This window comes from Variovorax sp. E3 (genome assembly GCF_016082275.1).
Lineage (GTDB): Bacteria > Pseudomonadota > Gammaproteobacteria > Burkholderiales > Burkholderiaceae_C > Variovorax.
This window is the reverse complement of the sequence record NZ_MOWM01000012.1, coordinates 1-21371: the sequence shown is the minus strand read 5'-3', so window position 1 is coordinate 21371 and position 21371 is coordinate 1. Positions and strand designations below refer to the sequence as shown.

Annotated in this window: 15 protein-coding genes and 5 pseudogenes; 9 read left to right on the top strand and 11 right to left on the bottom strand. The window is 66.7% G+C overall.

What is annotated here, in order from left to right:
* The first annotated feature begins 75 nt into the window (after nucleotides 1-75).
* Nucleotides 76-408: a thioredoxin TrxA gene (trxA, locus tag BMG07_RS06975; protein ID WP_093195545.1), complete on the top strand. Its 333-nt coding sequence runs from the start codon at nucleotides 76-78 to the stop codon at nucleotides 406-408.
* A 179-nt stretch (nucleotides 409-587) separates the two neighbouring features.
* Nucleotides 588-1853: a transcription termination factor Rho gene (gene rho, locus BMG07_RS06970; protein WP_081266259.1), complete on the top strand. Its 1266-nt coding sequence runs from the start codon at nucleotides 588-590 to the stop codon at nucleotides 1851-1853.
* A 62-nt stretch (nucleotides 1854-1915) separates the two neighbouring features.
* Here rho and BMG07_RS06965 read toward each other — a convergent pair whose 3' ends face one another.
* Nucleotides 1916-2974, bottom strand: coding sequence for an oxidoreductase (locus BMG07_RS06965; RefSeq protein ID WP_198083945.1), 1059 nt, complete (start codon nucleotides 2972-2974; stop codon nucleotides 1916-1918).
* A 192-nt stretch (nucleotides 2975-3166) separates the two neighbouring features.
* On the opposite strand from BMG07_RS06965, the gene BMG07_RS06960 reads away from it, so the two are divergent.
* The 3 genes and pseudogenes from BMG07_RS06960 to BMG07_RS06950 all read left to right on the top strand — a co-directional run bounded on the left by BMG07_RS06960 (nucleotide 3167) and on the right by BMG07_RS06950 (nucleotide 6588).
* Nucleotides 3167-3436: a type B 50S ribosomal protein L31 gene (locus BMG07_RS06960; RefSeq protein WP_007836661.1), complete on the top strand. Its 270-nt coding sequence runs from the start codon at nucleotides 3167-3169 to the stop codon at nucleotides 3434-3436.
* 76 nt (nucleotides 3437-3512) lie between these two features.
* Complete coding sequence (locus tag BMG07_RS06955; RefSeq protein ID WP_198083944.1) at nucleotides 3513-5240, top strand: hypothetical protein; 1728 nt, start codon at nucleotides 3513-3515, stop codon at nucleotides 5238-5240.
* A gap of 5 nt (nucleotides 5241-5245) precedes the next feature.
* Nucleotides 5246-6588: pseudogene (locus tag BMG07_RS06950) on the top strand (MATE family efflux transporter).
* Nucleotides 6589-6604: 16 nt separating this feature from the next.
* Here BMG07_RS06950 and phoR read toward each other — a convergent pair.
* The 7 genes and pseudogenes from phoR to pstS all read right to left on the bottom strand — a co-directional run bounded on the left by phoR (nucleotide 6605) and on the right by pstS (nucleotide 13256).
* Nucleotides 6605-7945, bottom strand: a complete 1341-nt coding sequence (gene phoR / locus BMG07_RS06945; RefSeq protein WP_198083943.1) for a phosphate regulon sensor histidine kinase PhoR — start codon at nucleotides 7943-7945, stop codon at nucleotides 6605-6607.
* A 44-nt stretch (nucleotides 7946-7989) separates the two neighbouring features.
* Nucleotides 7990-8681: pseudogene (gene phoB / locus BMG07_RS06940) on the bottom strand (phosphate regulon transcriptional regulator PhoB).
* Between the two features lie 28 nt (nucleotides 8682-8709).
* Nucleotides 8710-9411, bottom strand: coding sequence for a phosphate signaling complex protein PhoU (gene phoU, locus BMG07_RS06935; RefSeq protein ID WP_198083942.1), 702 nt, complete (start codon nucleotides 9409-9411; stop codon nucleotides 8710-8712).
* Between the two features lie 16 nt (nucleotides 9412-9427).
* Nucleotides 9428-10210, bottom strand: coding sequence for a phosphate ABC transporter ATP-binding protein PstB (gene pstB / locus BMG07_RS06930; RefSeq protein WP_198083941.1), 783 nt, complete (start codon nucleotides 10208-10210; stop codon nucleotides 9428-9430).
* Nucleotides 10211-10229: 19 nt separating this feature from the next.
* Nucleotides 10230-11113: pseudogene (pstA, locus tag BMG07_RS06925) on the bottom strand (phosphate ABC transporter permease PstA).
* Nucleotides 11110-12191: pseudogene (pstC, locus tag BMG07_RS06920) on the bottom strand (phosphate ABC transporter permease subunit PstC). Before pstC ends, pstA begins: the two co-directional pseudogenes overlap by 4 nt.
* 30 nt (nucleotides 12192-12221) lie before the next feature.
* A complete protein-coding gene (gene pstS / locus BMG07_RS06915) occupies nucleotides 12222-13256 on the bottom strand; it encodes a phosphate ABC transporter substrate-binding protein PstS (protein WP_198083940.1) in 1035 nt (344 codons plus the stop codon).
* Nucleotides 13257-13505: 249 nt separating this feature from the next.
* Here pstS and BMG07_RS06910 point away from each other — a divergent pair, with 249 nt between their 5' ends.
* On the top strand, nucleotides 13506-15026 hold the full coding sequence (locus tag BMG07_RS06910) for a Ppx/GppA phosphatase family protein (RefSeq protein WP_198083939.1): 1521 nt from the start codon (nucleotides 13506-13508) through the stop codon (nucleotides 15024-15026).
* 9 nt (nucleotides 15027-15035) lie between these two features.
* Here BMG07_RS06910 and BMG07_RS06905 read toward each other — a convergent pair whose 3' ends face one another.
* From BMG07_RS06905 to BMG07_RS06895, 3 genes are read right to left on the bottom strand one after another with little or no spacing between them, the layout of a single operon-like run.
* Nucleotides 15036-15497 carry a histidine phosphatase family protein gene (locus BMG07_RS06905; RefSeq protein ID WP_198083998.1) on the bottom strand — a complete coding sequence of 154 codons (462 nt, stop codon included), beginning with the start codon at nucleotides 15495-15497 and terminating at the stop codon, nucleotides 15036-15038.
* A gap of 19 nt (nucleotides 15498-15516) precedes the next feature.
* On the bottom strand, nucleotides 15517-17838 hold the full coding sequence (gene ppk1, locus BMG07_RS06900; RefSeq protein WP_374221244.1) for a polyphosphate kinase 1: 2322 nt from the start codon (nucleotides 17836-17838) through the stop codon (nucleotides 15517-15519).
* On the bottom strand, nucleotides 17835-18737 hold the full coding sequence (locus tag BMG07_RS06895) for a GNAT family N-acetyltransferase (RefSeq protein ID WP_198083937.1): 903 nt from the start codon (nucleotides 18735-18737) through the stop codon (nucleotides 17835-17837). Before BMG07_RS06895 ends, ppk1 begins: the two co-directional genes overlap by 4 nt.
* A gap of 145 nt (nucleotides 18738-18882) precedes the next feature.
* Between BMG07_RS06895 and BMG07_RS06890 the strand changes: the two are divergent.
* The 3 genes and pseudogenes from BMG07_RS06890 (at nucleotide 18883) to BMG07_RS06880 (ending at nucleotide 21365) form a co-directional block, all read left to right on the top strand.
* Nucleotides 18883-20560: pseudogene (locus tag BMG07_RS06890) on the top strand (FAD-dependent oxidoreductase).
* 41 nt (nucleotides 20561-20601) lie between these two features.
* Entirely contained in the window at nucleotides 20602-20865 is a 264-nt protein-coding gene (locus tag BMG07_RS06885; RefSeq protein WP_198083936.1) for a UBP-type zinc finger domain-containing protein, read from the top strand.
* Nucleotides 20866-20966: 101 nt separating this feature from the next.
* Nucleotides 20967-21365, top strand: coding sequence for a superinfection immunity protein (locus BMG07_RS06880; RefSeq protein ID WP_198083935.1), 399 nt, complete (start codon nucleotides 20967-20969; stop codon nucleotides 21363-21365).
* Nucleotides 21366-21371: the final 6 nt, after the last annotated feature.

The window sequence follows — 21371 nt, the reverse complement described above, 5'->3', positions numbered from 1 at the left end:
GCCACCCCTTGGTTTCTGTCACAATGACCTGCACTTTAGCTGCACCGAAACTCTCTGCGCACAAGGACCCATCACATGGCCAGCGAACTCATCAAACACATCTCCGATTCCTCCTTCGAGGCCGACGTGCTCAAGTCCAGCCAGCCCGTTCTGGTCGACTACTGGGCCGAATGGTGCGGCCCCTGCAAGATGATCGCCCCGATCCTCGACGAAGTGTCGACCGCCTACGAAGGCAAGCTGCAAATCGCCAAGCTCAACGTCGACGAGAACCGCGACATCCCCGCCAAGTTCGGCATCCGCGGCATCCCCACGCTGATGCTGTTCAAGGACGGCCAACTGGCCGCCACCAAGGTCGGCGCCATGAGCAAGGCGCAACTCACGGCCTTCATCGACCAGCAACTCGCGTAAGCGATTTCACCCGGCCAGCGCGCAATGCGTTGGCCGGCGCGTTTTTCCTGTCATAATCTCCCACAGATCACCGGCCCTTTCAGGCAACCGGTTCGAGTTCCCCGGTTAGTGAAGCAGTTCTCGCTTCACATTCAACCTCCCCCCGTTTTCCGTTCGATTACCCCGCGAGGGGTCATTCCATGCACTTAAACGAACTCAAGGCACTCCACGTGTCTGAAGTCCTCAAGCAGGCTGAAGCGCTTGAGATCGAAAACGTCGGCCGCATGCGCAAGCAGGAGCTGATGTTCGCGATCATCAAGAAGCGCGCCAAGGCCGGCGAGCAGGTCTTCGCCGACGGTGTGCTCGAAATCCTGCCGGACGGCTTCGGCTTCCTGCGCAGCCCCGACACCAGCTTCACGGCCAGCACGGACGACATCTACATCTCGCCCAGCCAGGTACGCCGCTTCAACCTGCACACCGGCGACATGATCGAAGGTGAAGTGCGCACGCCCAAGGACGGCGAGCGCTACTTCGCGCTGACCAAGCTCGACAAGGTCAACGACGGTCCGCCCGAGCAGAACAAGCACAAGGTGATGTTCGAAAACCTGACGCCGCTGTTCCCCAAGGAGCAGATGAAGCTCGAGCGCGACGGCATCAAGGGCGAAGAGAACATCACGGGCCGCATCATCGACATCATCGCCCCCATCGGCAAAGGCCAGCGCGCCCTGCTCGTGGCGCCGCCCAAGAGCGGCAAGACGGTGATGATGCAGCACATCGCCCACGCCATCAGCGCCAACTACCCCGACGTGCACATGATGGTGCTGCTGGTGGACGAGCGTCCTGAAGAAGTGACCGAAATGCAGCGCACGGTGAAGGGCGAGGTCATTGCCTCGACCTTCGACGAGCCCGCCGCGCGCCACGTGCACGTCGCCGAAATGGTGATCGAGCGCGCCAAGCGCCTGGTCGAGCTCAAGAAGGACGTGGTGATCCTGCTGGACTCGATCACCCGCCTGGCCCGCGCCTACAACAACGTCGTGCCCTCGTCGGGCAAGGTGCTGACCGGCGGTGTCGACTCCAACGCGCTGCAGCGCCCCAAGCGTTTCCTGGGCGCGGCGCGCAACGTGGAAGAAGGCGGCTCGCTGACCATCATCGGCACCGCGCTGATCGACACCGGCAGCCGCATGGACGAAGTGATCTTCGAAGAGTTCAAGGGCACCGGCAACTCCGAAATCCACCTGGACCGCCGCCTGTACGAAAAGCGCGTGTTCCCGTCGATCCAGCTCAACCGCAGCGGCACCCGCCGCGAAGAACTGCTGCTGGCCCCCGAGATCCTGCAAAAGACCCGCATCCTGCGTCAGCTCATGTACAACATGGACGAGATCGAGTCGATGGAGCTGATGCTCAAGAACATGAAGGCGACCAAGACCAATGTCGAGTTCTTCGACATGATGCGTCGCGGCGGCTGAGCACCACCTGCTCTGTCCGCGAAAGCGCGTTGACCCTTTTGGGTCAGCGCGCTTTTTTCATTTCAGACCCGGATGACTCGGCCTTCGAGGGCGCTCTGGCGGCCCAGGTCGAGCAGCTCCATCAGCGCGACGGCCTGCTCGGGCGGCACGGGGTTCGGGCCTTTGCCCAGGATCGCGTCGCGCACCGCGGCGTAGTAGTCGACGTAGTTGCCGGCGCGCGTGGGCACGCGGCGCTTGCTCGGCGTGCCGTCGCTGCCGACCAGCGTGAGTTCACCGTCGAGCGGATCGGCGCCCCACCCTTCGGCTGGCGGCCTTTGCCCGGCACGCAGCGCATCTTCCTGCGTGTCGACGCCATGCTTGATGTAGCTGCCGCGCGTGCCGTGCACGATGTAGCGCGGCGCGGCTTCGGCCGCCAGCGTGGTCGAATGCAGCACCACCCGCAGCGGGGCATGCGGTCCGCTTTCGTAGCGCAGCACGGCATGGGAGTAGTCCTCGACCACCGCGCCGTCGCGCAGCACCGCCGTGTCGAGCTGGATCGTGTCGGGCCGACCGAACAGCTGCATCGACTGGTCGACCAGGTGCGCGCCCAGGTCCACCCACAGGCCCGAACCCGGCACCGCCTGCTCGCGCCAGCGCACCTTCACCTCGGGCCGGAAGCGGTCGAAATGCGACTCCATGTACACCGGGCGGCCCAGCTCGCCGCCGGCCAGCAGCTCTTGGAGCGTCAGGAAATCGGCGTCGAAACGGCGGTTCTGGTAGACCGCCAGCACGCGATTGTTGCGCTTGGACAACGCCTCCAGCGCCCGGGCTTCCGCCACGTCGAGGGTGAAAGGCTTGTCGACCACCACGTGCTTGCCGGCCTCCAGCGCCGCCCTGGCCACCGGGTAATGCTGGGCGTTGGGTGTCGCAACCACGACAAGATCGATGTCCGACCGGGCCACCAGCGTGTCCACGTCGGGCACCACGGCCACGCCCGGCCAGTCCGTATTGACCTTGTCCGGCTGCGAACTCGCCACCGCCGCCAGTTCGAGTCCCGGCACGGCGGACAGCACGGGTGCATGGAAGGTTTGGCCGGCAAAACCGTAGCCGACGAGGCCGGCGCGCAGGGGTGCAGAGGTCATGGAAAGGCCTGTTTGCTCTGAAAAGGGGCAGTATGCGATAATCGAGGGCTCCGCGAAAAGTGCGGCTGGGCAGCGTCGCCCGGCTTCCCAGGCTCCCCTGGGGCAGCACGCCAGACACGACACCGATGACTGGCAGGCTGGTGGCTCTCGCATCGACCGCGCATTGATTCCAACAGCGCAAAAGGAAAGACCATGGCAAAAGAAGGCATCCACCCCAATTACCGCGAAATTCTGTTCGTCGACATGTCGAACGGCTTCAAGTTCGTGACCCGTTCGTGCGCGAACACCAAGGAAATGGGCAAGACCGACGACGGTCGTGAACTACCCCTGTTCAAGCTCGATACCACGAGCGAATCGCACCCGTTCTACACCGGCACCCAGAAGTCGGTCGACAACATGGGCGGTCGCGTCGAGAAGTTCCGCAACCGCTTCGGCAAGACCACCGGCGCCGCCTCGAAGTAAGGCACGCGCTTTTGCGTCGAGGGCAGCCCGGTTTACCGCGCTGCCCTTTTTCTTTCCGAAACCAGCTTTCCGCCTCTTGAACCAACCCACTCCCGCGATCGTTGCCCAGAGCGCCGTGCGCCGGCTGCCGCGCGTCGCGCTGCTGTTGCTGTGCGCGGCCTACCTGCTGCCGGGCCTGGTCGGCCGGGGGCCGTGGAAGAGCGCCGACATCACCGCCTTCGGCTACATGTCCGAGCTGGCGCGCACCACCGAAGGCATCGCTCGCTGGTTCGACCCGATGCTGCTGGGCCTGCGCCCCGAAACGCTGGCGCTGGTGCCCTACTGGATCGGCGCCTGGGCGATCAAGATTGCGCCCTCGTGGCTGAACCCCGACCTGGCCGTGCGCATTGCATTCGCCTTCCTGCTCTGGGGCACCTTCACGGCCACCTGGTACGCCGTGTACTACCTGGCCCGCACCGCGCGCGCCCAGCCCGTGGCCTTTGCCTTCGGCGGCGAAGCCCGTCCGACCGATTACGCGCGCGCCATTGCCGACGGCGGCCTGCTGGCGCTCATCGCCTGCCTCGGCCTGGCCCAGCTCGGTCATGAAACCACGCCCGCGCTGGCCCAGCTTTTCTTTGCCTCGTACCTGTTCTACGGCGTGGCCGCGCTGCCGTATCGCCGCGCCGGCCCGGTGCTGGCGCTGTTCGTCGGCACCCTGGGCATCACGCTGAGCGGCGCCCCCACGGTCGGCCTGGCGCTGGCCATCGGGAGCACGCTGTACATCGCCTACGAACGGCGCCGCGCGGCCAGGTCGGCCACCGAGAGCGACGACGACGGCCCGGGCTACACCCTCGGCGCCCTTGCCACGATGGCCGGCGTCACGGTGCTGGCTGCCGTGCTGGTGTTCTCGCTGCGCTTGGCGCAATGGAAGCTCACGCTGAGCTACGGCTCGCTGTTCAGCGACGTGCGCGGCCAGGCCAAGCTGCTGTTGTGGTTCACCTGGCCGGTCTGGCCGCTCGCCATCTGGACGCTCTGGCGCTGGCGCCGGCAGCTCAACGCGCGCCATGTGGCGCTGCCGTTCTGGTTCGCGCTGGTGCCGCTGGCCGCCACCTGGACCACCGACTTCTCCGACCGCTCGCTGATGCTGGCGCTGCCCGCCTTCGCCACGCTCGCGGCCTTCGCGCTGCCGACCTTCCGCCGCAGCGCGGCCGCGCTGGTCGACTGGTTCAACGTGCTCTTCTTCAGCGGCCTGGCGCTGCTGGGCTGGATCTACTGGATCGCCATGCAGACCGGCGTGCCGCCCAAGCCCGCGGCCAGCGTCACCCGACTGGTGCCCGGCTTCGTGCCCGAGTTCTCGCCCATCGCCGTGGTGCTGGCGGCGGCTGCGACCATTGCCTGGTGCTGGCTGGTGCGCTGGCGCACGGGGCGGCACCGCGCCGCGCTCTGGAAGACGCTGGTGCTGCCGGCCGGCGGCACCGCGCTGTGCTGGATGCTGCTGATGACGCTGTGGCTGCCCCCCATCGACTACGCGCGCAGCTACGTGCCGCAGGTGCATGCGGTGACCGAGCGCGTCGGGCAGCCGAGCTGCGTGGCCGAGCTCGCGCTGAGCCGGGCGCACATCGCGGCCCTGCGCTACCACGGCCAGCTCAACCTGCAGCCGCTGCTGCTGGGCACCAACTGCCCCTGGCTGCTCGTGAGCCCCGAGACCATCGAGCGCCTGCACACGATCATCCCCTTCGATCAATGGCGCTTCAGCGGCACGCTGCGCCGCCCCAGCAGTCCGGCCGACGACTTGCTGCTCTACCAGAAGATCACGCCGCAGTGAGTGCAGTGAGCGGCGAAAGAGGCCTGATCGCGCGCCACGCCGGCACCGTGCTGGTCGGCCAACTGGCCGTGATGGCCTTCGGCGTGACCGACACCATCATTGCCGGCCGCTACTCCGAAGGTGCGCTGGCCGCGCTGTCGGTCGGCGCGGCGATCTTCATCAGCGTCTACGTTTCGCTGATGGGCGTGCTGCAGGCGCTGTTGCCGGTCTGGGCCGAGCTGCATGGCGGCGGACGCAGCAGCGAGGTCGGCCGCTCGGTGCGGCAATCGCTGTACCTCGCCGCCATCGCCATCGTGGTCGGCATGGCGGCGCTGCTGTCGCCCGGCGCCGTGCTGCGCTTCACGCAGGTGCCGGCGGACATGCGCGGCGAGGTGGAAACGTACCTGAACGTGCTGGCCTTCGCGCTGGCGCCGTCGCTGCTGTTCCGACTGTTCAGCACGCTCAACCAGAGCCTCGGCAAACCCCAGCTCGTGACCTGGCTGCAGCTGGGCTCGCTGTTCGTGAAACTGCCGCTCTCGATCTGGTTCACCTTCGGCGGCGCGGGCCTGCCGGCAATGGGCTTGGTGGGCTGCGGCTGGGCCACGCTGTGCGTGAACTGGGCGATGCTCGCCTGCGCGGTCTGGCTGCTGCGCAGCAGCCCTTTCTATCGCGGCTACCGGCTGTGGGAGCGCATCGAAAAGCCCGACTGGCGCCAGATCCGCCAGTTCGCGCGGCTGGGCGTGCCGGGCGGCCTCGCGGTGCTGGTCGAAGTGACCTCGTTCACGCTGATGGCGCTGTTCATCGCGCGCCTGGGCACGGCCGCCGCCGCCGCGCACCAGATCGCCGCGAACCTGATGGCCGTCGCCTACATGGTGCCGCTGTCGCTCTCGATCGCGACCAGCGCACGCGTGAGCTTCTGGCTCGGCGCGGGCGATGCCGCCAAGGCGCGCCACGCATGCCGCCTGGGGTTCGAGCAGACCGTGCTGTGCGCCCTGCTCTTCTCGACCGCGCTGGTCACGCTGCGCCACCAGTTGGCGGCCGTGTACTCGGACAACCCCGCCGTCATCGGGCTCGCGGCGGCGCTGATGCTGGCTGTGGCGGCCTTCCACCTGGCCGACGCCACGCAAACGCTGTGCGTGTTCGTGCTGCGCTGCTACCGCGTCACGCTGGCGCCGCTGGTCATCTACTGCACGATGCTCTGGGGCTCGGCCTCGGCGGCAGCTACATGCTCGCGTACCACGGCCTGGGGCCGTGGGAGGCGATGCAATCGCCGCTGGCGTTCTGGATGATGAGCGCCGGCGCGCTCGCGTTGACGGCCCTGTTCTTCATCAGCCTGCTGCGCTGGACGATGAAGAAGCGCGCAGCCTGAAGAAGCTGCGCCCCGCTTACTGCTTGACCAGCAGGCGCGCTTCCCGCACGCGCGCCGCCGGGAACACCAGCGCGAAACGCGAGCCCTTGCCGACGGTGCTTTCAATGCGCAGTTCGGCACCGTGGCGTTGCGCGATGTGCTTCACGATGGCCAGCCCCAGCCCCGTGCCGCCGGTTTCGCGCGAGCGGCTGCGGTCGATGCGATAGAAGCGCTCTGTCAAACGCGGAATGTGTTCGGCCGCAATGCCGGGGCCAGTGTCTTTCACGGCGTATTCGCCGCGCCCGTCAGGCAGCACCCGCCAGCTCACGGCCACTTCGCCGCCGCCCGGCGTGTAGCGGATCGCGTTGCTCAACAGGTTCGACATCGCGCTTTGCAGCTCGGTCGGCGCGCCCGACACTTCGGACTCCCCGTCGATGGTGAACGACAGGCGATGGCCCAGCGGCGCCAGCCGGCCCGACAGCCCACGGCCCTCGTCCTCGCAATGCGCGAGCAAGGCCCGGATGCGGATCCACTGGTTGCCCGATGGCGCCGCGCTGCCTTCCAGCCGCGACAGCGTCAGCAGGTCGTTCACCAGCGTTTCCATGCGGTGCGACTGCTGCCCCATCAACGACAGGTAGCGCGTGCGCTCGTCCGCGTCGAGCGGCAGGTTCTGCAGCGTCTCGACGAAACCCGCCAGCACCGTGAGCGGCGTGCGGATCTCGTGCGACACGTTCGCCACGAAGTCGCGGCGCATGGCCTCGGCCTGCTCCAGCGCCGTGATGTCGCGCGTCAGCAGCATGCGGCGGTTGCCGGCGTAGGGATGCACCTGCACCGACAGCCGCACGAGGTGGCTGCGCTGGTGCGCGTGATTGGGCCCGAAGGCGTCGATGACGACGTCACGGCTGTAGTTCCACGAGGCCAGGTAGGCCACGAAGGCCGGGTCGCGCACGAGGTTGGCCAGGTGCTGCGCCAGGTCGCGCTCGGCGTCGATGCCGAACTGGCTGGCGGCCGTCTGGTTGCACCACTCGATGCGGCCCTGCTCGTCGAGCAGCACCACGCCGTTGGGCGAAGCCTGGATGGCCGCCAGAAATTCCTGCAGCCGGTCTTCGGCCTGCCGGGTCTGCTGCTCGCGGTCGCGCAGCAGCTTGCGGATGCGCTCCGATAGCTCGCCCCACACGCCCGGCCCGCGCGACGGCAGGCCGGTTGCATCGTTGCGCAGCACCTGCAGCAGCCGCTGCGCGCGCCAAGCGTCGAGCACCAGCCAGAGCACCGAGCCCAGCCACGCGCCCAGCCAGCCGAATTTCCAGCCGAATGCCGCCACGGCGCCCCCGCCAATGACGAGGGACGCTATTAAAAATGTAGCAATGCGAAAAGGCATGGCGGGCGATTATCCGCGCCCGCGCCCAAAGGAGACCACGGCGTTCAAACCGTGACTTGGGCCGTGAGGCGGTAGCCCGCTCCGCGGACGGTTTCCACCATCGGCGCGGCGGCGCCCAGCGACTCGCGCAGGCGCTTGACGTGCACGTCGACCGTGCGTTCCTCGATGTAGACGTGGTCGCCCCACACCTTGTCGAGCAGCTGCGCCCGGCTGTGCACGCGTTCGGCGTGCTGCATCAGGTAGGCCAGCAGCTTGAACTCGGTCGGGCCGACCTTCAGCGCGCCACCCTGCCACGTCACGCGGTGGGTGGAGGTGTCGAGCGCAAGCTCGCCGATTTCCACGCGCTCCGTCACCACTTCCGGCGCCCGGCGGCGCAGCACCGCACGGATGCGGGCCAGCATTTCCTGGGTCGAGAAGGGCTTGGTGATGTAGTCGTCGCGCCGGCGTCCAGGCCGGCCACCTTGTCGGGTTCGTCGCCGCGCGCGGTCAGCATCAGGATCGGGATGGCCTTGGTGCGCGGGTCCTTGCGCCACTGGCGCGCGAGCTGCAGGCCGCTCTGGCCGGGCAGCATCCAGTCGAGCAGGATCAGATCCGGCAGGAAGGCGTCGATCTCGCGCTGGGCCGCGGCGCCATCTTCCGACCAGATCGGCTCGAAGCCGTTATGGCGCAGGTTGACGGCGATCAGCTCGGCGATCGAGGACTCGTCTTCGACGATCAGGACTCGGGGTTTCTTCATTGCTTTCTTGGGAGTCTTGCCGCCGTTGTCACTGCAGCGCGGACTCGATTTCTTGCATCGAAGTGTGCCGCACATCGGCACCCTTGACGATGTAGATGATGAATTCGGCGATGTTCTTCGCGTGGTCGCCGATACGTTCGATGGCCTTGGCCAGGAACAGCAGGTCGAGGCTGGCGGAAATCGTGCGCGGGTCTTCCATCATGTAGGTGACCAGCTTGCGCACGAAACCGTCGAACTCGCGGTCGATCAGGTCGTCGTCCTTCAGGATCGACAGCGCCGCGGCCGTGTCCAGCCGCGCAAAGGCGTCCAGCGCGGTGCGCAGCAGGCCCGAGGCCAGGTCGGCCGCGATGCGCAGCTCGGTCGTCGGCAGCTGGCGGGCCGCCCCGCTCTCGATGATCGACTTGACCATGCGCGCGATCTTGTTGGCCTCGTCGCCCACGCGCTCCAGGTTGGCGGTGGTCTTGCTGATGGCGATCAGCAGGCGCAGGTCGCGGGCCGTGGGCTGGCGGCGCGCAATGATCGAAGACAGCTCGCGGTCGATGTCGATTTCCATCGCATTGACGCGGTGCTCGGTCTCCATCACGCGGTCGGCGGCTTCGGTGTCGAACTGAAGCAGCGCGTACACGGCCTGGTGAATCTGCGACTCGACCATGCCGCCGAGCTCCATCACGCGCGACGAGACGCCGTTGAGTTCGCTGTCGAACTGGCTGGAAAGGTGTTTCTCGGTCATGTTGTCTCCTTTGACTTCAACCGAAGCGGCCGGTGATGTAGTCCTCGGTCTCCTTGCGCTGCGGCTTGAAGAACATCTGTTCGGTGGCACCGAACTCGATCAGGTCGCCGAGGTACATGTAGGCGGTGTAGTCGCTGCAGCGGGCGGCCTGCTGCATGTTATGCGTCACGATGACCACCGTGTATTCGTTCTTCAGTTCGGCGATCAGTTCTTCGATCTTCGCGGTCGAGATCGGGTCCAGCGCCGAGCAGGGTTCGTCCAGCAGCAGCACTTCGGGCTTGATGGCGATGCCGCGTGCAATGCACAAGCGCTGCTGCTGGCCGCCCGAGAGGCCCGAGCCGCTTTGCTGCAGCTTGTCGCGCACTTCGGTCCACAGGGCCGCCTTCTTCAGGGCCCACTCGACGCGGTCGTCCATTTCGCTGGCCGAGAGATTCTCGAACAGCTTCACGCCGAAGGCGATGTTGTCGTAGATCGACATCGGGAACGGCGTGGGCTTCTGGAACACCATGCCGACCTTGGCGCGAATGAGCGCCACGTCCTGCTTGGACGTGAGCAGGTTCTCGCCGTCCAGGGCAATGGTGCCCTCGGCGCGCTGCTCGGGATAGAGCTCGAACATGCGGTTGAAGGTGCGCAGCAGGGTCGACTTGCCGCAGCCCGACGGGCCGATGAAGGCCGTGACCTTGTTCTCGGGGATCTCGAGGTTGATGCCCTTGAGCGCGTGGAACTTGCCGTAATAAAAGTTCAGGTCCTTGACCGAGATCTTCGAGCGCGACGTTTGTTGTGCGACGGTATTTGGCATGAGAGAGCCTTCTGTGTTCTTAATGTTTGGTGCGCGTCAGCACACGCGCCAGGATGTTGAGGGCAAGCACGGCGACGGTGATCAGGAACACACCGGCCCACGCCAGCTTCTGCCAGTTCTCGTACGGGCTCATGGCGAACTTGAAGATCGTGACCGGCAGGCTGGCCATCGGCTGGCTCACGTCGGCGGTCCAGAACTGGTTGTTCAGCGCGGTGAAGAGCAGCGGCGCGGTTTCGCCGGCGATGCGCGCCACGGCCAGCAGCACACCCGTGACCACACCGGCGCGGGCGGCGCGCAGCGTGATGCTGAGAATGACCTTCCACTTCGGCGTGCCCAGGGCGTAGGCCGCTTCGCGCAGGCCCGGCGGCACCAGTTGCAGCATGTTCTCGGTGGTGCGGATCACCACCGGAATCACGATCAGCGCGAGCGCCAGCGCACCGGCCAGGCCCGAGAAGCTCTTGAAGTAGGCCACCACCACGGCGTACACGAACAGGCCGATCACGATCGACGGCGCCGACAGCAGGATGTCGTTGACGAAGCGCGTGACCGAGGCGAGCCAGCCCTTGGGGTTGTACTCAGCCAGGTAGATGCCGGCCATGATGCCGATCGGCGTGCCCACGAAGGTGGCCAGCGCCACCATCACGAACGAACCGAAGATCGCGTTGGCAATACCGCCCGCTTCGTTCGGCGGCGGCGTCATTTCGGTGAAGGTGGCGAGCGCGAGGCCGCCGATGCCCTGGCGCAGCGTTTCCCAGAGGATCCACACGAGCCAGAACACGCCGAACGCCATCGCGGCGAGCGACAGGGTCAGCGCGATCTTGTTGACGCGGTTGCGCGAGGCGAACCGGGCCTGGCGCGTTTCGGCGAGCGCTTGGCGCTCAGGAGGTTTTGCGCGGTGCTCACGACTTGGTTCCTTCGCTCTTCTTCATCTTGGCCAGCAGCATCTTGGAGAGCGACAGCACGACGAAAGTGATGAAGAACAGCACGAGGCCGAGGTACATCAGCGCGGCCTGGTGCAGGCCGGCGCCGGCTTCGGCGAATTCATTGGCAAGCGCCGAGGTGATGCTGTTGGCAGCCTCGAACACGGAAAGGGAGTTGAGCTGGTTCATGTTGCCGATCACGAACGTGACCGCCATCGTTTCACCCAGCGCCCGGCCCAGGCCGAGCATGATGCCGCCGATCACGCCGGCCTTGGTGTAGGGCAGCACGACCTTGGACACGACTTCCCAGGTGGTGGAACCCAGGCCGTAGGCCGATTCCTTGAGCAGCGGGGGCGTCACTTCGAACACGTCGCGCATCACCGAGGCGATGAACGGAATGATCATGATCGCGAGGATGATGCCGGCCGACAGGATGCCGATGCCCACGGGCGGGCCGGACACCAGCGCGCCGAGGTACGGAATGCCGCCGAGCAGCTTCTGCAGCGGCTGCTGCACCCAGGTCGACAGGATCGGGCCGAACACCAGCAGGCCCCACATGCCGTAGACGATGGAAGGCACCGCAGCCAGCAGCTCGATGGCCGTGCCCAGCGGGCGCTTGAGCCAGTTGGGCGACAGCTCGGTCAGGAAGAGTGCAATGCCGAAGCTCACCGGCACCGCGATCACCAGCGCGATGACCGAGGTGGCCAGCGTGCCGTAGATCATGACCAGGCCGCCGTACTCGTCCTTCACCGGGTCCCACACGCTGTTCGTGAGGAAGCCGAGGCCGTACTTGGAAATGCGGGCCAGGCGCCGATGATCAGCGACAGCAGGATGCCGATGAGCATCGCGAGCGTCAGCAGCGCGGCGCCCTTGGCGGCCCAACCGAACAGACGGTCGGCCATCGGGCCGGAACGCGGAGCCTTGACGGGAGGCGGAGGGGCGGTGACACGACCGCGCTCGGCCGCGAGGTCGAGGGAGGTGCCTGCGGCAGGAAAGGTGGATGACACGGGTCGCTCCGGCAAAGACGAAAGCGGCGCGTCCTCGAGCGAAGAATTGCTCATGGGCGCGCCGGTCTGGACTGATGGTTGGGTTTACTTGTACGCGACGGCCTTGCCCGACGCGTCCTTCACATCACCCCATGCCTTGGCGATGGAAGCCTTCACGGCGTCAGGCATCGGCACGTAGTCGAGGTCGTCGGCCGTCTTGTCGCCGCTCTTGTAGGCCCAGTCGAAGAACTTCAGCACGGTGGTCGCGTTGGCGGGCTTGTCCTGCACCTTGTGCAGCAGGATGAAGGTCGCGCCGGTGATGGGCCACGAATCCTTGCCGGCCTGGTTGGTCAGCACCTGGTAGAAGCTCTTGCTCCATTCGGCACCGGCGGCGGCGGCCTTGAAGGCGGTGTCGTCGGGCGACACGAAGGAGCCGGCGGCGTTCTGCATCTGTGCGTACGTCATCTTGTTCTGCTTGACGTAGGCGTACTCGACGTAGCCGATCGAGTTGGGCAGGCGGTTCACGAAAGCGGCGACGCCTTCGTTGCCCTTGCCACCCGCGCCGGTGGGCCAGTTCACCGCCGTGCCTTCGCCGACCTTGCTCTTCCACTCGGCGTTGACCTTGCTCAGGTAGTTGGTGAACAGGAAGCTGGTGCCCGAACCGTCGGCGCGGCGAACCGGGGCGATGGCGGCGTCAGGCAGGGCCAGCGAGCCGTTCAGGGCCTTGATGGCGGGGTCGTTCCACTTGGTGATCTTGCCCAGGTAGATGTCGCCGAGCACCTGGCCGTTGAGCTTCAGCTCGCCGGGCTTGATGCCCTGGATGTTGACCACGGGGATCACGCCGCCGATGACGGTGGGGAACTGCATCAGGCCCTTGGCTTGCAGTTCGTCGTCCTTCAGGGGAGCGTCCGAAGCGCCGAAATCGACGGTCTTGGCTTCGATCTGCTTGATGCCGGCGCCCGAACCGACCGACTGGTAGTTGATCTTGACGCCGGTGGCCTTGTTGAAATCGGAAGCCCACTTGGCGTACAGCGGTGCCGGGAAGCTGGCGCCGGCGCCGGTCACGTCTTGCGCGAAAGCGGGAATGGTGAACATCGCGGCCAGCAGGCCGGCGGTTGCAAATTTGAACGTCGTTTTCATGAGGCTTCCTTTTAGAGGTAAGAAGTAGTCCCTTTCGGGCTTGGGACGGACTCTAGAAAGCTTGTGTGACATCAATATGACACCCCTCTGTCGAGGGAAAATGGCGTGAATCCAACGGTGGCTTGTGTGACGCTGTCACACAATCGTCATGCACCGCGCCTAGCCTCCACCCCTTGCTGTGACGAGACTTGGGAGGCGGCGCGTTCTGTCATGGCGCTACGATCAGAGAACCGCCCTCTTCACTACAAAATGCAAAACGGCACCCGCCTCGCAGCGGTCGATCTGGGTTCGAACAGCTTCAGGCTGGAAATCGGACAGGTCGACCATGGTCAGATTCACCGCACCGAGTACCTCAAGGAAACGGTGCGCCAGGGCAACGGCCTGGACAGCGCCCGCAACCTCACCACCGAGGCCATGCAGCGCGGCTGGGACGCGCTTGCGCGCTTCGGCGAGCGGCTGGCGGGCTTCAAGCGCTCGCAGGTTCGCGCCGTGGCCACGCAAACCCTGCGCGAGGCACGCAACCGCGAAGAATTCTTGCTGCGCGCGCGCACCATCCTGGGCTTCGGCATCGACGTGATCCCCGGGCGCGAAGAAGCCCGCCTGATCTACCAGGGCGTGGCGCACATGCTGCCGCACACCGACGCCTCCGACAGCGAACGCCGGCTGGTCATCGACATCGGCGGGCGCTCCACCGAAATGATCATCGGCCACGCACTCGAGGCCGACCGCATGGAGTCGTACCGCGTCGGCAGCGTTGCCTGGTCGATGAAGCACTTCGCCGAGGGCCAGTTCACCCCCACCGCCTTCCGCGCCGCCGAAGTGGCCGCCAAGGCCGTGCTGGACGACGCCCTGGCCACCTACACCCGCGACCAATGGGACGTGGCCTACGGCGCCTCCGGCACCATCGGCGCGGTCGGCGACGTGCTGGCCGCGGCCGGCGGCGAAGCGGGCCTTGTCACGCGCGAAGGCCTCGACTGGCTGCTCGACCGCCTGCTGAAGGCCGGCAGCGCCGACAAGCTGCGCATCGACGGCATGCGCGAAGACCGCAAGGCCGTGATCGGCGGCGGCGTGAGCGTGCTGCGCGCGGTGTTCGACCTGCTCGGCATCCAGGAAATGAAAGTCGCCCAGGGCGCGCTGCGCCATGGCGTGCTCTACGAATTGCTGGAACGCGACGACAGCGTGGCCGACATGCGCACCGCCACGGTGGCGCGTCTGGCCAGCCGCTTCGCCGTCGACACGGCGCAAGCCAAGCGCGTGGGCGACACGGCCGCGGCGCTGTTCGTGGAGCTCTCGCCAGCCGCGCGCGGCGGCAGCACCTCGAGCCGCGCCGGCCGGGCCCTGCGCAAGCTCGGCTGGGCGGCACAACTGCACGAAATCGGCACGCTGATCTCGCACAGCGACTATCACAAGCACGGCGCCTACATTCTCGACAACACCGACGCCCCCGGCTTCGCGGTGAATGAAATGCATGCGCTCGGGCAGTTGGTGCTGGGCCAGCGCGGCAAGCTGCGCAAGCTCGAAGCCGCACTGGACGACGAGACCTTCGTGATGCAGTTGCTGTCGCTGCGGCTCGCGATCATTCTGTGCCACGCACGGCGCGACCCCGATCCGCAGGCGCTGCACCTGGCGGCGCTGGGCGCCCGGGCCTTCACGATCGCCTGCGCACCGGACTGGGCCGAGGCGTATCCGCAGTCGGCCCACCTGTTGCGTGAAGAAGTGCTGGCCTGGCAGAAGACCAGCAGCTGGCGCGTCGAGCTCAGCGGCTGCTGAGCGCGTTTTTCAGAGCAGCTCCGGCGACTGCACCGTCACCACGACGGTCTGCACGTCGCCGTCGCGCTCGCGCGTGCGGATCCACCACAGCGAGCCCTTGCGCACCGGGCAGCTGTCCTGCTTGAGGCCCAGCAGCAGCGAAATCGCCTGCCCCACCGACGGCTGGTGGCCGATCATCAGCACCACCGACTTGCCGTTGGGCCAGCCAGCCGCGCCGAGCAGCGCCTCGGCCGTGGTCTCGGGCGACAGTTCCGGGCGCACCTTGTACTTGCGGCCCAGCGCCAGGGCGGTCTGCTCGCAGCGCCGCGCGGGGCTGCAGATGATGCGGGTGCCGTCGGGCAGTTGACGGTCAAGCCAACTCGCCATGCGCTTGGCCTGCTTCTCGCCGCGTGCGGTGAGGGAGCGCTGCATGTCGTCGCAGCCCTCCGTCCAGTCCTCGGCTTCGGCGTGGCGCCAGAAGATCAAGTCCATGGTCATCGTCTTTCGGTCGTCAGTTGCTGGATGCATCCCGGAGGTGCCCTCGGGATGCATAGCGGTTCATGAGTGCGGCTTGCGCGCCGTGCGCCTCGATCACGCGGGACGCGCCCTCCTCGCCCGGATGCGTGTCACGGTCGACCCGGGTGTAGATGCCGTCGCCGCCCAGGTCCCAGGCGTCGCGCCCGTCATGCAGGTACGCCACCAGGCATTCGTCGATCAGGCGCTGGCGCAGGCCCGGGTCGGTCACCGGCCAGGCGAGCTCGATGCGCCGCATCATGTTGCGGTTCATCCAGTCGGCGCTCGACAGGTAGAGCGATTCGTCTTCGCCGTTGCGGAAATAGAAGACCCGCGAATGCTCGAGGAAACGCCCGATCACCGAGCGCACGCGGATGTTGTCGGTCAGCCCCGGCACCTGCGCCGGCAGCGTGCAGGCGCCGCGCACGATCAGGTCGATCTTCACGCCCTTTTGCCCTGCGCGGATCAGCGCGCCGATGATCTCTTCGTCGGTCAGCGCATTCATCTTGGCGACGATGCGCGTCGGCTGGCCGGCCGCGGCGGCAACGCCCAGCGCGTCGATCTGCGCCACGATGTTCTTGTGCAGGTCGAACGGCGCCAGCCACATGCGGTTGAGCTTGGGCAAGCGGCTCTGGCTGGCCAGGTGGACGAACACGGCCTCCATGTCGGCCGTGAGCATCGGATCGGCCGTGAGGTGGCTGATGTCGGTGTAGAGCCGGGCCGTGCGCGGGTTGTAGTTGCCCGTGGAAAGATGGCCGTAGCGGCGCAGCTGCTTGCCCTCGCGGCGCGTCACCAGCAGCATCTTGGCGTGGGTCTTCAGGCCGACCACGCCGTACACCACCTGCGCGCCGATCGACTCGAGCATTTCGGCCCAGTTGATGTTCGCCTCTTCGTCGAAGCGCGCCTTCAGCTCCACCACCACCGTGACTTCCTTGCCCCGGCGCACCGCTTCGCGCAGCAGGTCCATGAGCTCGGAATCGGCGCCCGTGCGGTAGATGGTCTGCTTGATCGCCAGCACCTGCGGGTCGAGTACTGCCTCGCGCAGGAACGCGAGCACGCCGTCGAAGCTCTCGAAGGGCTGGTGGATCAGCACGTCACCGCGCTGCAGCCGCTCGAAGAACGACTGCGCCGGCGACAGCGTGACGGGGTAAGAAGCGGGATACGGCGGAAAGCGCAGTTTCGGTTCGTCGAGCAGGTCGGCCAACTGCGTGAGCCGGGCCAGGTTGACCGGCCCGTGCACGCGGTACAGCGACTGCGGCGGCAGGTTGAACTGCGCCAGCAGAAAGCTCGCCAGCGACTCGGCGCAGCTCGCCGACACTTCCAGCCGCACGGCCTGCCCGTAGTGGCGATGCTGCAGCCCCTGGCGCAGCGCGGTGCGCAGGTTCTTGACGTCTTCCTCGTCCACCGCGAGGTCGGAATGCCGCGTGACACGGAACTGCGAGAAATCGCCCACCTCGCGCCCGGGGAACATGCTCGACAGGTGCGCGCGCACCACGCTCGACAGTGCCACGAACAGCGTCTTGCCGTCAGACACCTTGGCCGGCATCTTGATCAGGCGCGGCAGCACGCGCGGCAGCTTGACGATCTGGATCGGGTTCTCGCGCCCGAAGGCATCCTTGCCACCCAGCCGCACGATGAAGTTGAGCGACTTGTTCGCCACCTGCGGAAACGGGTGCGCCGGGTCCAGCCCGACCGGAATCAGCAGCGGGCGCACCTCGCGCTCGAAATACTCGCTGACCCACTTGCGCTGCGCCGGGTTGCGCTCGCCGTGAGAAATGATGTGAATGCCGTGCGTGGCAAAGGTCGGCATCAGCTCGTCGTTGTACAGCGCGTACTGGCGCGCCACGAGCTTGTGTGCGGCCTCGGCCAGCCGCTCGAACGATTCGACCGTGTAGGTGCCCTTGTGGTCGCCGGCGCTGCCTGCGATCAGGTGGGGCGCGGCGCGGACTTCGAAGAACTCGTCGAGGTTGGATGAAACGATGCAGAGGTAACGCAGCCGCTCGATCAGCGGCACCTCGGGCCGATGAGCCCAGTCGAGCACACGCTCGTTGAATGACAGGATGCTGTGATCGCGGTCCAGCAGCGCGAAGGCGGGCGACTCGGCTTCAAGCGGTGGAACTGCGGGGGCGGGTGTCATGGACACTGATTCTGGAGCAAGAGGCACGGGAGCACACGTAGGCGGAAATATGACAGTGTCGACGTCGTTTGTGACGTTTTCATGACGTTCCCGTGACGCTCCCGCATCCGCCCTGTGCGGCTCCATCATCCCCGGCACGAGGGTTGGCGGCCCGTTCACCAACGGGGCAGCCGCCGGCTTCATGCGCCCAGGAAATGCTTGCGGTAGCGCGCCGGCAGGTCGTCGATGCGCATCAGCATCGGCAGGTCGGCGGCGTTGAAGTCCGGATCCCAGGCCGGTGCGCCCAGCACCTTGGCGCCCAGGCGCAGGTAGCCCTTGATCAGCGCGGGCGGCTCCACGTCGAGCGTGCTGTCGAGCCGTTCGACCGGCAGCGGCAGGCGCGGCTGCACCTGGTACTGGATCGGCGCCATGTGGCTGGCCGACACCTGGCGCCAGATGCTGGCGGCCGCGTCGCCGTTGGTCACGCCGTTGTGCGACATCGGAATGCTCGCGCAGCCGATCATCGTGTCCAGCTTGTTGCGGTGCATGAAGCCGGCCAGCGCACCCCACAGTGCGAGGATCACCCCGCCCTGGCGGTGCTCGGGGTGCACGCAGCTGCGGCCCAGCTCGACCATGCGCTCGCGCAGGTCGCGCAGGCGGGTGAGGTCGAATTCAGTATCGCTGTAGGTGCTGCCGACGCGGCGGGCCTGCGCCGGCGTGAGCACGCGGTAGGTGCCGATGACTTGCTGCGTCAGTTCGTCGCGCACCAGCAGGTGCTCGCAGAAATCGTCGAACAGGTCGATGTCGTGGCCGGCCAGCGGCGACGACACACGGGCGCCCATTTCGCCGACGAACACGTCGTAGCGCAGGCGCTGCGCGGCGCGCACGTCGTCCAGGTGGCGGGCCCAGCCCACCGTGATGCCCTGGCGGGCTTCGGTGACCGGAGGAAGAATGACAGCGGGCGCCTGGGGCACCGACGTGCGGGCGGCGGCGGTCGTCGTGGTGATGGTCGCCGTCGACACGCCGGCGGCGGGAGCGGGCCACAAGGCCGCGCGCAGCCCGATCTGCGAAAGCGGAAACGTCGGGTTGGGCAGTTCTTTCATGGGGAACCCTTTCTGCCGAGGGAGTCTCCGCACCTGCCATGAAGCCGGCATGTCAATTGCATTGCAGACACATGACGGTGTTACAGCCCCGCTGGCGCACTTCGTCGTCTAATGCGGTGGATTCGCGAAATGGAGCTTTTCACGCATGGCCACCGACGCACGCGGCACCGACAGCAGCCGCCTCCACCAGACCTTTCCCGTCCTCAGTGACACCGAGATTGCGCGCATTGCGCGCTTCGGCACCGTGCAGCAGTTTGCGCGCGGCACACGGCTCTTTACCGCCGGAGAAACCGGCCCCGGCATGTTCGTGTTGCTCAAGGGCGTCGTGGCGGTCACGCAACGCGACGGGCTCGGCCACGTCGTGCCCATCGTGCGGCAGGGGCCGGGCGAATTCCTGGCCGAAGTCGGCCAACTGAGCGGCCGCCCTGCCCTGGTCGACGGCCACGCAGACGAAGACGTCGAGGTGCTGCTCGTGCCGCCCGCGCAACTGCGCGCGCTGCTGGTGGCCGAAGCCGACCTGGGCGAGCGCATCACGCGCGCGCTCATCTTGCGGCGCGTGGCGCTGATCGAATCCGGCGCGAGCGGGCCGGTGTTGATCGGCCCGCCGCAGTCGCCCGACATGGCGCGGCTGGAGAACTTCCTGCGGCGCAACGGCTACCCCTATCACCTGGTCGATGCCAGCGAAGACCCCGATGCCGCCGCGCTCATCGCGCAGTACGGCGCCGGCAAGCTGCTGGCCGTGTGTCCCGACGGCTCCGTGCTGGTGAACCCGGGCGACGATGCGCTCGCCCGTTGCCTGGGAATGGTCGACACCGCCGAGCGCGACGAGCTGTACGACGTGGCCGTCGTCGGTGCCGGCCCGGCTGGACTGGCAACGGCGGTGTATGCGGCCTCCGAAGGCCTGCGCGTGATCGTGCTCGACTGCCGCGCGTCGGCGGACAGGCCGGCGCCAGCGCGCGCATCGAAAACTACCTCGGCTTTCCGACCGGCATCTCGGGCCAGGCGCTCGCGGGCCGTGCGTTCGTGCAGGCACAGAAGTTCGGCGTCGAGATGCTGATCCCCGCCAAGGTGACGTCGCTCGACTGCTCACGAGACAACCCGCAAGAGAGCCTGCGCATTGCATTGGCCGACGGCCGCACCATCACGCGCGCACCGTGGTCGTCGCCAGCGGCGCGCGCTACCGCCGGCCCGGCGTGCCTCGCCTGGCCGAGTTCGAGGGCCGAGGCATCTGGTACTGGGCCTCGGCCATCGAAGCGAAGATCTGCGCGCAACAGGAAGTGGCGCTGGTCGGCGGCGGCAACTCTGCCGGGCAGGCGGCGGTGTTCCTGTCGCGGCACGCGGCCAAGGTCAACGTGCTGGTGCGCGGGCCGTCGCTCGCGGCCAGCATGTCTCGCTACCTGATCGATCGCATCGAGGCCACGCCCAACATCTCGCTGCAGCCGCATACCGAACTGGTTCGGCTGCACGGCGGGCAGGACGAAGGCCTGACAGGTGCGACGTGGCGCTGCCACACATCGGGCAACGAACACGACTGCCCTGCCCGCAACATCTTTCTGTTCGTGGGCGCCGAGCCGGAGACATCATGGCTCGAAGGCTGCGGCGTGTCGGTGGACAAGCACGGCTTTGTGCTGACCGGCGCGGCGGCAAGCAGCGGCTTTCCGGCGCGGCCGGCCACGGCGCTCGAGTCCAGCGTACCGGGCGTGTTCGCGGTGGGCGACGTGCGCTCGGGGTCGGTCAAGCGCGTCGGTGGTGCGATCGGCGAAGGCGCGGCTGCGGTCGCGCTGATTCATCAACATCTGTCGCAGGCCACGACTTCGGCCTGATCGACATACACACACCGAATGAACTGCAGAGGAGCTGCTTCGTGCCCATCAAACCTTGCGACCACGTGCCCGCGGACATCGCGCAACCGCATACCCTTCGTGGGTGCGAAGACTGCTTGAAGACCGGCGACACGTGGGTCCACCTTCGCGTGTGCGTGCACTGCGGCCACGTGGGATGCTGCGACTCGTCGAAGAACCGGCATGCGACGAGGCATTCGCATGCGGAAGACCATCCGGTGATCCAGTCGATCGAGCCTGGGGAAGACTGGATGTGGTGCAACGTGCATCAGAAGCAGGTGGGGTGAAGGCAGCGCCGCAGCTTTGAGGCCGACCGGCAAAGCGCAGGCCCCAGAAACTTAGCTTCACACCGTTACCATGCCGAGTTCAACAAATCGAGGACTGAGGCATGGTTTTTCTGCGCATTGCGCTATTGGGCTTCTGGGCGTTTTATGCATGGAGCATGGGACAGATCCCGCCCGAAGGCCTCAACGCCTTCGGCAAGTTCATTTCCTTGTCGTTCTTTCTGGCGGCGCCATTGCTCTATCTGCTGCCCACCTATGAAGCGTGGCGCCGCAAGCACGCCAGCTTTACTGCAGTTGCCTTGGTCAATGTGTTCCTGGGATGGACGCTCATCGGGTGGGTGGCGGCAATAGCGTGGGCTTGCGTTGGCGCCAACCGATCGGAAGCGGATCGACAGGTCGAGGCGCCTGAAGCACCCATGAAGAACTGCCCTTTTTGCGCGGAGAACATCAAGGCTGAGGCGGTCAAGTGCAAGCACTGCGGCTCGATGCTTACTGAAGCCTAGGGAAGG

Bases quoted from the DNA above. Each gene is read 5' to 3' on its own strand.
- BMG07_RS06960 (WP_007836661.1), top strand. From the start codon at position 3,167: ATGGCAAAAGAAGGCATCCACCCCAATTACCGCGAAATTCTGTTCGTC.
- phoU (WP_198083942.1), bottom strand. From the start codon at position 9,411: ATGACCGAGAAACACCTTTCCAGCCAGTTCGACAGCGAACTCAACGGC.
- BMG07_RS06965 (WP_198083945.1), bottom strand. From the start codon at position 2,974: ATGACCTCTGCACCCCTGCGCGCCGGCCTCGTCGGCTACGGTTTTGCC.
- BMG07_RS06895 (WP_198083937.1), bottom strand. From the start codon at position 18,737: ATGAAAGAACTGCCCAACCCGACGTTTCCGCTTTCGCAGATCGGGCTG.
- pstB (WP_198083941.1), bottom strand. From the start codon at position 10,210: ATGCCAAATACCGTCGCACAACAAACGTCGCGCTCGAAGATCTCGGTC.
- ppk1 (WP_374221244.1), bottom strand. From the start codon at position 17,838: ATGAAGCCGGCGGCTGCCCCGTTGGTGAACGGGCCGCCAACCCTCGTG.
- BMG07_RS06880 (WP_198083935.1), top strand. From the start codon at position 20,967: ATGGTTTTTCTGCGCATTGCGCTATTGGGCTTCTGGGCGTTTTATGCA.
- phoR (WP_198083943.1), bottom strand. From the start codon at position 7,945: ATGCCTTTTCGCATTGCTACATTTTTAATAGCGTCCCTCGTCATTGGC.
- pstS (WP_198083940.1), bottom strand. From the start codon at position 13,256: ATGAAAACGACGTTCAAATTTGCAACCGCCGGCCTGCTGGCCGCGATG.
- BMG07_RS06910 (WP_198083939.1), top strand. From the start codon at position 13,506: ATGCAAAACGGCACCCGCCTCGCAGCGGTCGATCTGGGTTCGAACAGC.
- rho (WP_081266259.1), top strand. From the start codon at position 588: ATGCACTTAAACGAACTCAAGGCACTCCACGTGTCTGAAGTCCTCAAG.
- trxA (WP_093195545.1), top strand. From the start codon at position 76: ATGGCCAGCGAACTCATCAAACACATCTCCGATTCCTCCTTCGAGGCC.
- BMG07_RS06905 (WP_198083998.1), bottom strand. From the start codon at position 15,497: ATGGACTTGATCTTCTGGCGCCACGCCGAAGCCGAGGACTGGACGGAG.